Here is a 13988-nt window from a genome sequence, read left to right on the forward strand (position 1 = left end):
AAAATGCTACATTTTTATGATATAAGATTTTCTTATTGTAATTAGTAAAAATATAATTTATAGTTATTAAAAACGGGTTCTATATTTGCCAAACAAACGAATTAGTTCGAAAATCCAACAAATACATTACCTTTCTTCAAAAAAGCCCTTTATATGAGCTTAAAATGATTTTTGGTCGTTTTTTAGGATATAAATGTGTGACGAATACTCTAAATTCTTCTTAGCCTTCCAATTTGATTGCAATCCAACAAAAAAGGCTTTTATATAATTCATTTTACCGGTTTTGTATTTTTCCGAAAGTAAGCTTACATAAAAAGAATCAAATTTCATAGGAAGCACTTTTACCAATTTCATTTCTTCTTTTTCAAAAAGCATTTTTATAGCCGTTTTAGAAAAATGCCAAAAATGAATGGGCACATCATAAGCAGCCCAAAACGTTCCGTAATGTTTTGCATCGAAAGATTTGAAATTTGGAACCGCAATTATTAAAGTTCCATTTGGTTTTAATAATCGTTTCAATTCTTTGATTTGGTTTCCCAAATTAGGAACGTGTTCCAAAACATGCCACATTGAAATCAAATCAAAAGAATGATCGTCTAATTCGCTGGTTTCTCCAACAAATGAAACACCTTTCTTTTTTGCAATCGCTTTTGCTTTTTCACTTGGTTCCACTCCTATCGTGTTCCAACCATTATCTTTGGCCACAGATAAAAAATCTCCGGTTCCAGCACCAATGTCTAAAATGCTTCCTTTATTAGATTGCAATGAATTGATTAAATTCAATTTATTTTTAAGCGCAATGGTTTTTACAAAATGATATGCTTTTTCAAACAAGGATCTTTTACTATCCGTGTGTGAAATATAATCCACGCTTTCGTAATACTTGCCTAAGTTTTCTAAGCTGGGTTGTGGAGACGTAATCAGCATGTCAAATTTTTCATCATGATACAAGTCGAAAATCTCTTGAGAAACAGAATAATCTTTAACGGTTAAAAAAGGCTCTTGGTTTGAAATGTCCATTAATTAATAGTGCTTTTATATTTTAATTTAAAACGAAACCTTGAAAAAACCAACGGATGCTTTCAAGGTTGAATAATTTATTTTTCTGATTCTTCAATGATTGTAATGCTTCACAACGTGGTTTCACGTGGAACAATTGATTGTAGATTTAAGATTAACCATTTGTGATTGCAGATTTAAAATCAAAGATTGTTAATCTTAAATCTGCAACCACAAATCTTATCGTCCCATATAAATCAACAACACCGAAACATCACTTGGCGACACACCACTGATTCTTGACGCTTGAGAAATGGTTACCGGACGAATCTTGCTTAATTTTTGTTTGGCTTCGATTGACATCGATTTGATTTTATCATAATCGAAATTTTCAGGAATCTTTACATCTTCCAATCGAAGCAATTTATCAGCATTATTTCTTTCTTTTTCGATATAACCAGAATACTTCACTTGGATTTCGGCCTGTTCTAAAATTTCTTGGTCTACATCATTTTCCGCAACATAAGCCGCTACCTTATCAAATTTCATCATGTCGTCTAAATCAATTTGCGGACGAGAGAATACTTTGAACATTTTATCGCCTTGTGTAATCAAGGCCGTATCTTTTGATTCTAAAATAGGATTTGCTTCCGCAACCGAAACACTTGTTTCTTTGAAGAAGGCGACCATTTTTTCAGATTCATTTAGTTTGTGTTCCATTCTACGCAAACGCGCTTCAGAAGCCAAACCTATTTCATGGGACATTGGAGTTAATCTGAAATCAGCATTATCTTGACGCAGCAACGTTCTATATTCCGCACGAGACGTAAACATTCTGTAAGGCTCTTCTGTTCCTTTGGTAATTAGATCATCAATAAGAACTCCAATATAGGCTTCGTCTCTTTTTAAAATTAAAGGCGCTTTTTCATGCACTTTTAAATGCGCATTTATTCCAGCCATCAATCCTTGAGATGCTGCTTCTTCATATCCTGTTGTTCCATTTATTTGTCCAGCGAAATACAATCCTTCTACCAGTTTTGTTTCCAAAGTGTGCTTCAATTGTGTCGGGGGGAAATAATCATATTCAATTGCATACCCCGGACGAAAGAATTTTACTTTTTCAAATCCCACAACAGAACTCAACGCTTTGAACTGAATATCTTCAGGAAGCGATGTTGAGAATCCATTTACATAAACCTCACACGTATTCCATCCTTCCGGCTCCACAAACAATTGATGCCTTTCCTTGTCAGCAAAACGATTAATTTTATCTTCAATTGACGGACAATATCTTGGACCTAAACTTTTAATTCTTCCGTTGAACATTGGGGAGCGATCAAAACCTTCTCTCAAAATATCATGAACTTCCAAAGAAGTATACGTCATGTGACATGATTTTTGATGAATCAACGGCGACGTCACATCCGAATAGGAAAACTTATCCGGCTTAGCATCACCTTTTTCTTCGTTCATTTTCGAATAATCCAAAGAACGTCCATCGACTCTTGGAGGCGTTCCTGTTTTCATACGTCCAGATTGAAAACCTGCAGCAACTAAATCTTCGGTAATTCCATAGGCAGCACTCTCGCCTGCTCGTCCACCACCAAATTGTTTCTCACCAATATGAATCAAACCATTCAGGAAAGTTCCATTGGTCAACACAACCGATTTAGACCGAATCTCCACTCCAAGTGAAGTTCTTATTCCTTTTATTTTTCCATTTTCAATAATCAAACCTTTCACCATTTCTTGATAAAAATCAAGATTTGGAGTTCCTTCTAACATCATTCTCCACTCTTCTGCAAAACGCATGCGATCACTTTGAACACGCGGCGACCACATAGCAGGACCTTTGGATTTGTTCAGCATCTTGAACTGGATTGCAGTCCTGTCCGAAACAATTCCTGAGTATCCTCCAAGTGCATCAATCTCACGCACAATTTGTCCTTTGGCAATTCCGCCCATCGCTGGGTTACATGACATCTGGGCAATGTTCTGCAAGCTCATTGTGACCAATAAAGTTTTGGAACCCAAATTTGCAGCAGCAGCAGCAGCTTCTGAACCCGCATGCCCTGCGCCCACAACGATTACATCATATTCATTTAGAAACATCTTCTTTTATAATTTAATCCCTATTCAGGATTGTAATTTTGAATTCTATTTTTGTTCCACGTGAAACAATGTAAACCTATTTTTAAACCATCACCACATGTTCCACGTGAAACATTTGGGTTAAAACAAAAAAAACTATTGTTCCACGTGAAACATAGTGATTTTTTCGTCTTCTTTACTTCGCATTAAAAGCTCTTCAACTTCGCCTTTGTCTTTATAACCACAGTAATGTAAAATACCGTGAACCAGTACGCGTTTTAATTCCTGCTCAAAAGAAACATTGAAATCAGCAGCATTGTCTTTTACTCTTTCAACGGAAACAAAAATATCTCCGTGCAATTCATTACCCATAGAATAATCAAAGCTGATAATGTCTGTCAAGGTATCGTGATCAAGATACTCTACATTGATTTTGTGTAAATACTCATCGTCACAAAAGATATAGTTTATCTCTCCTTCTTTTTTGTTTTCCGAAGTAATAACATTTCCCAACCAAGTTGCGATAGCTTCTTCGTTGTCTAAAGTAAAGTCGGTTTCGTAATTAAAATTGATCATTTTTTATTAAAATATTCTTGAACCTTTTGATTAAAATTCGAGCGCAAAGGTAAGGATTGTCTATTTAATATTTCTATGCTATTCAAATAATCTAATAAAGCAGCTGGCAGCCCATTAGATTGATTATTAAACTCCTTTTTATTGGTTTCAGATTGACGCTTGTTTTCTTCGCCTTGTTGTTGAATGGCGGAATTCAATTTCAATAATTCCTGTTTCACATTCAGTATCTTTTGAAGCGTTTCGTTCTTAAAACCGTTATTCAATAATTGTTTTTCAATTTGCTTCATTTGTTCCAAAGCACTTTGTCCATTACCGCCCAATCCTTGTTTGTTCAATTCGTTTTGCAATGCTTCGCGTAATTGCTTTTGCTCTTTATAAATTTCCATTATAGCTTGCGCATCACCTTCGCCACTCTCACCCTCTTGACCCGATTCGCCAGGCTTACCTTGTTTCCCGTTTTGTCCTTTTTCACCATCGCCCGGCTTCTCTCCTTTTTTAATTCCGTCCTTCATTTTCTCTCCAATACCTTCTTGTTTTTTGATAATATCTGGCAATTGCATTCCTTGTCCTTGACCCGGTTTCGGTTTCCCAGAACCCATTCCTGACATTTGCATTTGCATATTGTTAAGCATATCACTTAGGAAATCTGCAAGTTTGTTAGCCGCTGAAACAGTATATTGCTGGTGTGACAATCCTTTTGGCACTTGAGCATCCGTTAAACTTGATAAAGACTTATCAACGTTGTAAATTACATTGCCAATTTCTTTGGTGATGTCCTCCGCAATTTTTGGATTACGTAATGACATCGTAAATAAACTGTCGTCAACATGCTTGAACTGTTGTTTTAAATCCTGTTGAATTTTAATGTTTTTATTAAACGCCGGAGATCCGGATTTGTGCTTTTTAAACTGATTCATCAAGTCTTCTTGTGATAGAGAAAAAGCTAACAAATTGTCCAGGATTTGTCGCAACATTGCCACATCTTCCTGCAACTGTTCCATCTCACCTTGCTCCAAAGTCTGTGCCATTTTTTGCGCCATCGCTTTCATCTTTTTAGAAGCACTTTTCTGATTAGGTTTGGCTTTATCCTTTTTGTCTTTCTTCAATTCCTCAGAAGCTTTCTTTAAATCTTCGTCAATGCTTTTTTCTTTAGCATCATCTTTAGGCAAGTCCAAAGGTGATTTCAATTCCTTATTTTCTTTTTCAAGATCGTTTAAATCTTCTTGGATATTGTCAAATTCAGCATTGATGTCTTCTTGTTTGTCTAGTTTATTTTCCTTTTCATCATTGGATAATATATCTTGCTTTTCAGAAAGTGTGTCCAGTTTGCCTCCTAGTTGTTCTGCTTTCTTTTCTACATAAAACCTCTTTGTCAATTCCACTAACTGTTCTAAATTCTTGGTTTGGTTTTTACTGTTTTGTTTGAATTTATCTAATTTTGACAACAACTCTTCATTCTGAATTTTATCGTTTAGTTCTTTCAATTCATCTAAAAGCTTCTGGTTTTTTTCCATTTCCTTTTCGGCTTTGTCCATTCGTTTTTGAAGCTCCTCTTTCAACTCATCCTTTTTATCGGTTTTTAATTGCTCTAAATTATCATTCATTTTTTCGGTAAATTCTTTCATCATCTCATCCTGTTTCATTTGACGTTTAATGAAATCATTTACCTTTTGCTGATCTTTGAAATCCAAATTTTCTTTCTCTTTTCCAGTTTTCTGCAATTTCTCCATTTCAGAAATCTGCTTATCCTGATTTTTTAAAGACTTCTCTAAACTGTTGATGTTGTCATTTTGCTGTTGCAAAATTTGATCTTCCTTTTCTTCATCAGTAGCCACCCGGTTAGAGAAAACAGAAGACTTGACACTTTTAAAATTATGCATCGCATCATTATCAAAAACTTCAAAATAATAATCATAAGACACGCCTTGCTCTACCGGAAGATTACTTGGAAAGCAAAATACGAATTGATCAAAAACACTTTTCTTAATAGCAATTGTTCCACGTTTAGCAGTTTTCGACTTCTCTCTTTCGTAATAAACAATCTGAAGTTTAGAAAAACCGTAATCATCTGATATTTGACCTAAAACATAGTCCTTAGCCACCTTCAAACTATCCGGCGCATAGTTTACATTGATCGTTGGGAACTGATCTTTGACAATAGTTAGCTGATAATTTAATTTTTCGTGGTTTTTTACCTTATCATTTGAAGTAAATATTTGATAATCTGTGTTTTGACTAATATTTCTAGATAAAATAAAGGTGTTTTCTGTTTTCGAAAAAAAAGCTTTTGAAATTCCGTCTATCCACGTTACATTTTGTGTCGCTTGCGTATTCATTTTCCAAGTCACTCGCGTTCCTTCCGGAATAACCGCATTTCCTGTCCCTTTGATTGTTTCTAATTTTTTATTCAAATACAAAGGAAAGTTCAACTGCATTTCAAAATTAGCAATCGAAGGAACGGTTATCACTTTCAATTCATAATCCGGTGAAGTAATAGCATTTCCCTCCACGTGAAACAAAATATTTTCCAAAGGCTTTGCTAACTTAAATTGAAATTCACCCGCTTTAGTCGATTCCATAAAATAACTTTCATCATCAATAAAAATCATCGCATTTTCAGGAACAATTTTTCCTTGGGTTTTTATTCGAAGAATAAAATCCTTTCCTTGCTCCGTTTGCAAATTCGAATTTAGAACCACGAATTTAAAAGGAGCAGGTGGCAGAAAAGCCGAATTGAAATGCACTACTCTATTCAAACTTTGAGAAATCATGCTGCTGTTTCCAGAAAAATAAAAGAAAGCAAATAATACTATAGGAATTAAAGCCAAAGGAAAATACTTTCTATTTCGGTTGTAATTTATGGCATTCCCAAAAGGAATTGGTTGCAACGCATTGGCTTTTTGTTCAATTGATGCGGCTAATAGTTCCGATTTGATTTGATGTTCATTCGGATTTGATAATTGCAAAAAGTTAGTCAGCTTGTCGCTCACTTCTGTAAAATGATTTCCAATAATTGCCGAAGCCTGATTGTAATCGATTCCTTTTTGGACTTTGAATAATTTAAAAATGGGGAACAAAATAAAACGGAACAACAAATACACTTCAACTCCAATGAAAGTCCAAAATAAAATGGTTCTTCCCATTGGCTTAAGCCAAAGAAAATATTCGACAAAAAGCGTAAAAAGGAAATATAACAATCCTAAACCGATAAAGAAAATATATCCCCGTATCAATTCGTTGGTATAAAACTTTCTGATGAAAGCTTCTAATTTTTGATAAATAAATTGTTGCGTTTCCAAAATGTATGCTTTGTTTATTACAACCAATAAAAGTACTAATTTATATGAACAAAGAAATGTTAAAATCAACAAACTCACTAATCTTACATTATCTCATTTTCAGATAATCCAATTGAGTAATCGAATTTGTATCTTCGCAAAAAAATTACAGCAATGTCTAAACAAGTTCGGGTGCGTTTTGCACCAAGTCCAACTGGACCTTTACATATTGGCGGCGTTCGTACCGCATTATTCAATTATTTGTTTGCCAAAAAAAACAATGGTGTTTTCTTCCTGAGAATTGAAGATACGGATCAAAATCGTTTTGTTCCAGGTGCTGAAGAATATATTATGGAAGCACTGGAATGGTTAGGAATTGCGCCCGATGAGACCATTGGTAAAAATGAAAAATTTGGCCCTTATCGTCAAAGCGAAAGAAAAGATTTGTACCAACAATATGCTGCTGAATTAATCAATTCTGGGAATGCCTATTATGCTTTTGATACGGCAGAAGCTTTGGACGCAGCAAGAAAATTAGAGGAAGAACAAGGAAAAACCTTTATATACAATCACCATAATCGAGAAAAACTGGACACTTCATTGGTGATTTCTGCAGATGAAACTGCCAGAAGAATTGCTGATGGAGAGCATTATGTAATCCGTTTTAAAACACCGGTGAATGAAACATTGCATTTACATGACATCATTCGTGGCGAGGTGAAATTTGAAACGAATCTTTTAGACGATAAAGTATTGTTTAAAAGCGACGGAATGCCAACCTATCATTTGGCTAATATTGTGGATGATCATTTAATGGAAACGTCTCACGTAATTCGTGGTGAGGAATGGTTGCCATCAATGCCTTTACACGTTTTATTGTACAGAGCATTTGGTTGGGAAGCACCTCAATTTGCACATTTACCATTAATTATGAAACCTGTTGGAAACGGAAAATTATCCAAACGTGACGGTGACAAACTGGGGTTTCCTGTATTTCCATTAGATTGGAAAACTACAGAAGGCATTTCATCGGGTTACAGAGAAAAAGGATTTTTACCAGAAGCCGTAATCAACTTTTTAGCATTATTAGGTTGGAATGACGGAACCGATAAAGAATTATTCACGCTGGAAGAATTAGTTGCAGCATTTGACTTGAATAGAGTTCATAAAGCTGGTGCTAAATTTGATCCGGAAAAAAACAAATGGTTCAATCACCAATATTTAATTAAGCAAGAAGATGCGATTTTGGCGGAAGCCTATGCTCCTATTTTGGCTGAAAAAGGGTTTTCTGTAGTTGATACTGTTCTAACAAAAGTAGTTTCTTTAATCAAAGAACGTGCGCATTTCGTTTCAGAATTTTGGGAAATGAGCGATTTCTTTTTTGTAGCTCCAACAGCCTATGATGAAAAAGCCAGCAAAAACTGGAAGGCAGAAACACCGGCATTAATGCAGGAATTAATCTCTGTCCTAGAAGAAATTACCGATTTTACTTCTATGAATATCGAAACCATTGTGAAAGACTGGATGACGAAAAATGAAATTGGAATGGGAAAAGTAATGCAACCATTTCGTTTGAGTTTGGTTGGAGCCCTAAAAGGTCCTCACCTATTTGATATCGTTGCAATAATTGGAAAAGACGAAACGATTAACAGAATTCAAAAAGCAATAGCTACTTTGTAATTTTTCAAACATATAATCACCATGAAGGCTCAATATTTACTACATATTATTTAGTAAACATTGAGCCTTCTTCTTATTAACTAGTGAGATTAGCTATATATAAACAGAAATTCTCAGTTACTATTCCTGAATTTAATTTGAAATTGACACCTAAATTCTTGTTGTATAAGTATTCAAGCATAGTATTGACTGTAAATTGATAGGAAACATTTGCTCTAAAATGACGAACGCCAAAAGCAATTCAACCTTTGGATAAAAATTAAAATTAGAAATCTCCCTACTATCTTTGGCTAACAACGTTGTACCAGAAGTACCTTTATTTTCATCCGTACTATCTTACTTAATTTTCCATTTACCTGTTCACAGGTCCAAAACCAATACTAAAATGATTTTAGACAAGTTTATAACTTACTTGTAAAAACCCTTGTGCCGATGCCAATTTATAGTTGATATCTTCCTGTATCAAGGTCTATGTGGTTGTTGCAACAGGAAAATTATTTAAACTAAATTAAATGTTATACACTATCCCAACTAATATATAAATTTTTTCTCATAGTAAATCCTGTATTCCAACACAGTCCTTGTTTAGTCTCAAAGTTATTTGTTTTTAAAGTGAATTGATTGACTCCAAAAATGATACCCATCCTGTTAGAATCCAATTGTTTATACTGGGAGAAAGTTGTTGTTTAAACAAAAGCAAAAACTAAACAAAGTACTATCTTTCTCATATAATTGGAAATTACAAAGACAAACCTAAAGTTTTTTTGTAAATTGTGAGATAATTTTTAACTAAATAAAAATATTATGAACATTGCTTTAATCATCCTATTAGTCTTTGGGTTTTTCATTTTATTATCTTCATTTTTTACAGTAAAACAACAAACTGCTGTTGTTGTAGAACGATTTGGAAAATTTTTAAGCATCAGACAATCTGGTTTGCATTTAAAAATTCCTTTAATAGATAGAATCGCAGGACGTGTGAATCTTAAAATTCAACAACTAGACGTTATCATTGAAACAAAAACGAAAGACAACGTTTTTGTTAAACTTAAAGTTTCAGTTCAATTTATGGTAATTCAAGAAACCGTTTACGATGCTTTCTATAAACTGGAATATCCCCACGATCAAATTACTTCCTATGTTTTTGATGTGGTTCGTGCTGAAGTTCCAAAATTAAAATTGGATGATGTTTTTGAAAGAAAAGACGACATTGCCATTGCAGTAAAAGGGGAATTAAATGAGGCTATGACTACGTATGGATATACCATTATCAATACTTTGGTAACGGATATTGATCCAGATATTCAAGTAAAAAATGCTATGAACAGAATTAATGCGGCTGATAGAGAAAAAACAGTGGCCGAATTTGAAGCGGAAGCCTCCAGAATAAGAATTGTAGCCAAAGCCGAAGCTGAGGCTGAAAGCAAACGATTACAAGGACTAGGTATTGCTAACCAAAGAAGAGAAATTGCCAAAGGTTTAGTAGAAAGTGTAGATGTTTTAAATAGAGTTGGAATAAATTCCCAGGAAGCTTCTGCATTGATTGTGGTCACACAACATTATGATACACTGCAAGCTATTGGTGCTGATGCGAATTCTAACTTAATTTTGTTGCCTAATTCACCCCAAGCCGGAAGTGACATGCTTAATAATATGATCGCTTCTTTCAGCGCTTCAAATCAAGTGGGTGAAATGATGCGAAAGAAAAATGGAAAAGGGAGTGCTAAAAAAGAAGATAAAACGGATTATCAATTACCTGAAAAACTAGAAGCTCCGGATCCAGAAGAATAATTTTTTTAAATCCATAAAAAAAGAGGCTTTTACAAGCCTCTTTTTCTTTTTGATATCCAATTTTTAATAAAAGGAACTGCTTTATTCAATATAAAAGGAACCGCTGTTGAAACTATTGCTCCATAAGGAATAGCAGTGCTAAACGATCCTACCAAATCACTTACAATATTTTGAGGTGAAAAACTTTCTTTTGTTTTATTTACTCCAAAAATTAGTTTTTGATAACTAATTTCTTTTTCCATTTTTAAAATTTCAAGTTCTCTATCGATTTGAGCGTAAGAAGAATATTTTTTTGTTTCCATAATTTAATCGTTAAAAAATATTTCAGAAAATTTCTCTAGTATCGGTCCCTCAATAATTTTATCTTTTATTAAAAACAAAAGACTTGTTACCACAAGGTAAATTCCCCCTATTGTTAAAAACCCCATTGGATAATTATCTAAATATTTACCAATAGCCATAGCTCCTGCAATTGAACAAAATAACAAAACCATACTTAAACACAAAAAAATCAATGAAAACTTAAGAATCATAGTAGTAGACTTCATTGCTACTTTGAAACCCCATAATTTATAATAAGACACATTGCTTTGGATATAGGCTTGTATTTGGTCCTGTATATCTTCCGTATTTTCTTTTAATTCTTCAAAAGCCATGTATTTAGATTTAAGATTTATTAATTCGATAAATCGAGATTATTTTTGAAGTTTGGCGTTTTGTCTTTTTAACTCTGCTAATTTTTCTTCTAAAAAAGAAATTACCTCTTCGGTCTTGTGACTCATGTTTGAAACCAACTCTTGATAAGTTCCTTCTAAATCAAATTTAGCTGTTGTTAATTGATCACTTAGTTGTAAAGAGACACTTTCCAATTTATTTTGTAAATCATGTTTGGCACCATCAAAACCATCTTTTAATTTTTCTCTGGTTTTAGATCCTTTATCAGGCGCAAATAAAATTCCTACTCCAGCCCCAATAACTACTCCGGTTAAAACAGCCACCAATGTATTTCCTGCATTATTCGACATAATTGTAAATTTTAAAAGTTAGTTTTATAAAGTTAGTTTTATAAAGTTACAAAATTATTAGTAAAATCCCGTTAACAACTCGTTAAAGTGTAATTATACAAGACAAAAAGCAAATAAAAACGCGCTGTGCCGTGTTTATTTCAATTTTATGTTGTGTGTCATATATTCTAAAAAACAATCTTAAAATCAACGTATGGAAGTCGTTTTTGATTGGATAAAAATATTAAAAAAAGTATTTTTATAAGAAATTACTATAATAAGAAAAGCACTCTTTTTAGAGTGCTTTTGATTGCTAAAATCTATTTTAAAAAGTAGTTATTAAACTTTAAGATCATTTAATAATTGCAACACTTTTTCGTTTTTTTCATTATTTTTCATTTCTGAAAGTTGTTTTTGGAAAGCACTAAAATTATCCAAGTCGTTTTGTAAATTTTCAAGAGCCAGAATTCTAACGGCAGTCATCTGACTTTTCAAAGACATCGTGTATAATTTTATCAAAGACTCTTCTTCAATATCCTTTACTGTTACCTTATCGGAATGATGTAAAATTAAATTAGAAAACAACAACGCATTATTGTCATTCTTACAGTTTTTTATAATCGTCTGAATAATTAAACTGTAATTATCGATACTCTTAATAGTTGCAACAATACTATTTAGAATCAAAATGGCATTGGTTTCCTCTTTTTCTTTTACATATTTATTGATTTCTTTTTGGGTATTCATCAATAAGTTTTCTTCTTTTTTCCCTTTTTCTTCCCAAGCATCTTTTAATCCAACGGTTTTATTAAAGACAATTTTACCTTCGGTAGTTTCTTTATCCACATTGAAATAACCCAACCGTTGAAACTGGAATTTATCTCCAGATTGAACTGTTAACAAACTTCGTTCTACAAATCCTTTCACAATTTGTAACGAACTAGGATTCATAAATTCCAAGAAATTTTTCTCTTTATGACTGTCAGGTGCTTCATCGATAAACAAGCGATCGTAGAGACGAACCTCCACTTCTAAAGCATGTTGTATAGAAACCCAATGCAACGTTCCAGCCACTTTCCTTTGACTCGCTTCACTCCCACTACCGCTTCTGCTGTCTTCATCATACCTCACATGAATCTCTGTAATAGTTCCAGCAGCATCTTTTATAATACTTTCTCCTTTGATGATATAGGCATTTTTAAGGCGTACTTCTCTGCCTAAACTCAATCGAAAAAACTTCGCTGGAGCATCTTCTAGAAAGTCTTCTCTTTCGATGTATAATTCTTTTGAAAAAGGAACTTTTCTAAATCCTGCACTTTCATCTTCCTGATTGTTTTCGGCTTCCAACCATTCTTCTTTATCTTCAGGATAATTAATGATCACCAATTTTATTGGATCTAAAACCGCCATAACTCTTGGAGCTGTTTTATTCAAATCTTCGCGCAAGCAAAATTCTAAAAGTGAAAAATCAATTATATTTTCTCTTTTGGCAACACCAATAATATCACAAAATTTACGAATAGAATTAGCTGTATATCCTCTTCTTCTCAATCCTGAAATAGTTGGCATTCTAGGATCATCCCAGCCATTTACTATATTTTCCTGAACCAGTTGCAATAGTTTTCGCTTGCTCATTACCGTGTAATTCAAGTTCAAACGCGCAAATTCATATTGATGTGGTCTTACTTTTGAGTCATCATAAATTTGATCCAAAAACCAATTATACAATTCACGGTGCATTACAAATTCTAACGTACAGATAGAATGTGAAATTTGTTCTATGTAATCACTTTCCCCGTGTGCATAATCATACATGGGATAAATTTTCCAATCGTTTCCAGTTCTATGATGATGCCGGTGTAAAACACGATAGATCAAGGGATCCCGCATCAACATATTAGTCGAGGTCATATCAATTTTGGCCCGTAAAACATGACTTCCTTCCTCAAAATCGCCATTTTTCATACCTTCAAATAACGTAAGGTTTTCATCAATAGAACGGTTTCTGAAAGGTCCATCAACTCCAGGTTGCGTTGGCGTTCCTTTTTGAATCGCCATGTCTTCAGAGGATTGACTGTCTATGTATGCTTTTCCATTTTTAATCATGGCAACGGCCCATTCATATAACTGCTGAAAATAATCAGAAGAATACAATTCTTCTGTCCAATTAAAACCCAACCATTGCAAATCTTCCTTAATAGCATCTACATATTCTTGCTCTTCTTTAGCAGGATTTGTATCGTCAAAACGCAAGTTAACAGGCGCATTGTACTTTAACCCTAAACCAAAATTCAAACAAATCGATTTAGCATGACCTATATGCAAATACCCATTAGGCTCTGGTGGAAATCGGAAACGTAATTGATCTTGAGGAAAACCGTTTGATAAACTGTCTTCAATGATTTGTTCTATAAAATGGAGTGATTTTTCTTCAGTTGACATTTTTTTGTTTTATTTTAGCAAAGATAAAAAAAGTTTGAGGTTTAAGGTTTAAAGTTCACTAGAAACCTATTAAAAGTTAGAAGAAAGTGCCGCTAATCTTAAATTTTAAACAATAAACAAAAAGATA

General features: G+C 33.6%; 10 protein-coding genes. 2 read left to right on the plus strand and 8 right to left on the minus strand.

The genetic code is table 11. From position 1 onward, the window contains the following. Positions 1–159: 159 nt before the first annotated feature. The 4 genes from ACNQF9_RS04320 to ACNQF9_RS04335 form a co-directional block, all read right to left on the minus strand. On the minus strand, positions 160–1020 hold the full coding sequence (locus tag ACNQF9_RS04320; RefSeq protein ID WP_417959012.1) for a class I SAM-dependent methyltransferase: 861 nt from the start codon (positions 1018–1020) through the stop codon (positions 160–162). 219 nt (positions 1021–1239) lie between these two features. Further along, positions 1240–3111: a tRNA uridine-5-carboxymethylaminomethyl(34) synthesis enzyme MnmG gene (mnmG, locus tag ACNQF9_RS04325; RefSeq protein ID WP_417959013.1), complete on the minus strand. Its 1872-nt coding sequence runs from the start codon at positions 3109–3111 to the stop codon at positions 1240–1242. Between the two features lie 135 nt (positions 3112–3246). Further along, positions 3247–3666 (minus strand): rRNA maturation RNase YbeY, encoded by a 420-nt coding sequence (ybeY, locus tag ACNQF9_RS04330; protein WP_417989703.1) that lies wholly within the window; start codon positions 3664–3666, stop codon positions 3247–3249. Beyond that, positions 3663–6809, minus strand: coding sequence for a hypothetical protein (locus ACNQF9_RS04335; protein WP_417989858.1), 3147 nt, complete (start codon positions 6807–6809; stop codon positions 3663–3665). Before ACNQF9_RS04335 ends, ybeY begins: the two co-directional genes overlap by 4 nt. 309 nt (positions 6810–7118) lie before the next feature. On the opposite strand from ACNQF9_RS04335, the gene gltX reads away from it, so the two are divergent. Both gltX and ACNQF9_RS04345 read left to right on the plus strand, forming a co-directional pair. Beyond that, positions 7119–8624, plus strand: a complete 1506-nt coding sequence (gene gltX / locus ACNQF9_RS04340; protein WP_417989704.1) for a glutamate--tRNA ligase — start codon at positions 7119–7121, stop codon at positions 8622–8624. 804 nt (positions 8625–9428) lie between these two features. Further along, positions 9429–10415, plus strand: a complete 987-nt coding sequence (locus ACNQF9_RS04345; RefSeq protein WP_417959017.1) for an SPFH domain-containing protein — start codon at positions 9429–9431, stop codon at positions 10413–10415. Positions 10416–10444: 29 nt separating this feature from the next. Here the strand turns inward: ACNQF9_RS04345 and ACNQF9_RS04350 are convergent, their stop codons facing one another. The 4 genes from ACNQF9_RS04350 to ACNQF9_RS04365 all read right to left on the minus strand — a co-directional run bounded on the left by ACNQF9_RS04350 (position 10445) and on the right by ACNQF9_RS04365 (position 13861). Continuing rightward, complete coding sequence (locus ACNQF9_RS04350; protein ID WP_417959018.1) at positions 10445–10717, minus strand: DUF6327 family protein; 273 nt, start codon at positions 10715–10717, stop codon at positions 10445–10447. Positions 10718–10720: 3 nt separating this feature from the next. Beyond that, positions 10721–11071: a competence protein gene (locus tag ACNQF9_RS04355; protein WP_417959019.1), complete on the minus strand. Its 351-nt coding sequence runs from the start codon at positions 11069–11071 to the stop codon at positions 10721–10723. 39 nt (positions 11072–11110) lie between these two features. After that, positions 11111–11440 carry a YtxH domain-containing protein gene (locus ACNQF9_RS04360; protein ID WP_417959020.1) on the minus strand — a complete coding sequence of 110 codons (330 nt, stop codon included), beginning with the start codon at positions 11438–11440 and terminating at the stop codon, positions 11111–11113. A gap of 318 nt (positions 11441–11758) precedes the next feature. Further along, complete coding sequence (locus ACNQF9_RS04365) at positions 11759–13861, minus strand: glutamine--tRNA ligase/YqeY domain fusion protein (RefSeq protein WP_417989705.1); 2103 nt, start codon at positions 13859–13861, stop codon at positions 11759–11761. Between the last annotated feature and the right edge of the window lie 127 nt (positions 13862–13988).

The sequence above is a fragment of the Flavobacterium amylolyticum genome (assembly GCF_048284335.1).
Taxonomy (GTDB): Bacteria; Bacteroidota; Bacteroidia; order Flavobacteriales; family Flavobacteriaceae; genus Flavobacterium.

Bases quoted from the DNA above. Each gene is read 5' to 3' on its own strand.
- ACNQF9_RS04320 (WP_417959012.1), bottom strand. From the start codon at position 1,020: ATGGACATTTCAAACCAAGAGCCTTTTTTAACCGTTAAAGATTATTCT.
- mnmG (WP_417959013.1), bottom strand. From the start codon at position 3,111: ATGTTTCTAAATGAATATGATGTAATCGTTGTGGGCGCAGGGCATGCG.
- ybeY (WP_417989703.1), bottom strand. From the start codon at position 3,666: ATGATCAATTTTAATTACGAAACCGACTTTACTTTAGACAACGAAGAA.
- ACNQF9_RS04335 (WP_417989858.1), bottom strand. From the start codon at position 6,809: ATGGGAAGAACCATTTTATTTTGGACTTTCATTGGAGTTGAAGTGTAT.
- gltX (WP_417989704.1), top strand. From the start codon at position 7,119: ATGTCTAAACAAGTTCGGGTGCGTTTTGCACCAAGTCCAACTGGACCT.
- ACNQF9_RS04345 (WP_417959017.1), top strand. From the start codon at position 9,429: ATGAACATTGCTTTAATCATCCTATTAGTCTTTGGGTTTTTCATTTTA.
- ACNQF9_RS04350 (WP_417959018.1), bottom strand. From the start codon at position 10,717: ATGGAAACAAAAAAATATTCTTCTTACGCTCAAATCGATAGAGAACTT.
- ACNQF9_RS04355 (WP_417959019.1), bottom strand. From the start codon at position 11,071: ATGGCTTTTGAAGAATTAAAAGAAAATACGGAAGATATACAGGACCAA.
- ACNQF9_RS04360 (WP_417959020.1), bottom strand. From the start codon at position 11,440: ATGTCGAATAATGCAGGAAATACATTGGTGGCTGTTTTAACCGGAGTA.
- ACNQF9_RS04365 (WP_417989705.1), bottom strand. From the start codon at position 13,861: ATGTCAACTGAAGAAAAATCACTCCATTTTATAGAACAAATCATTGAA.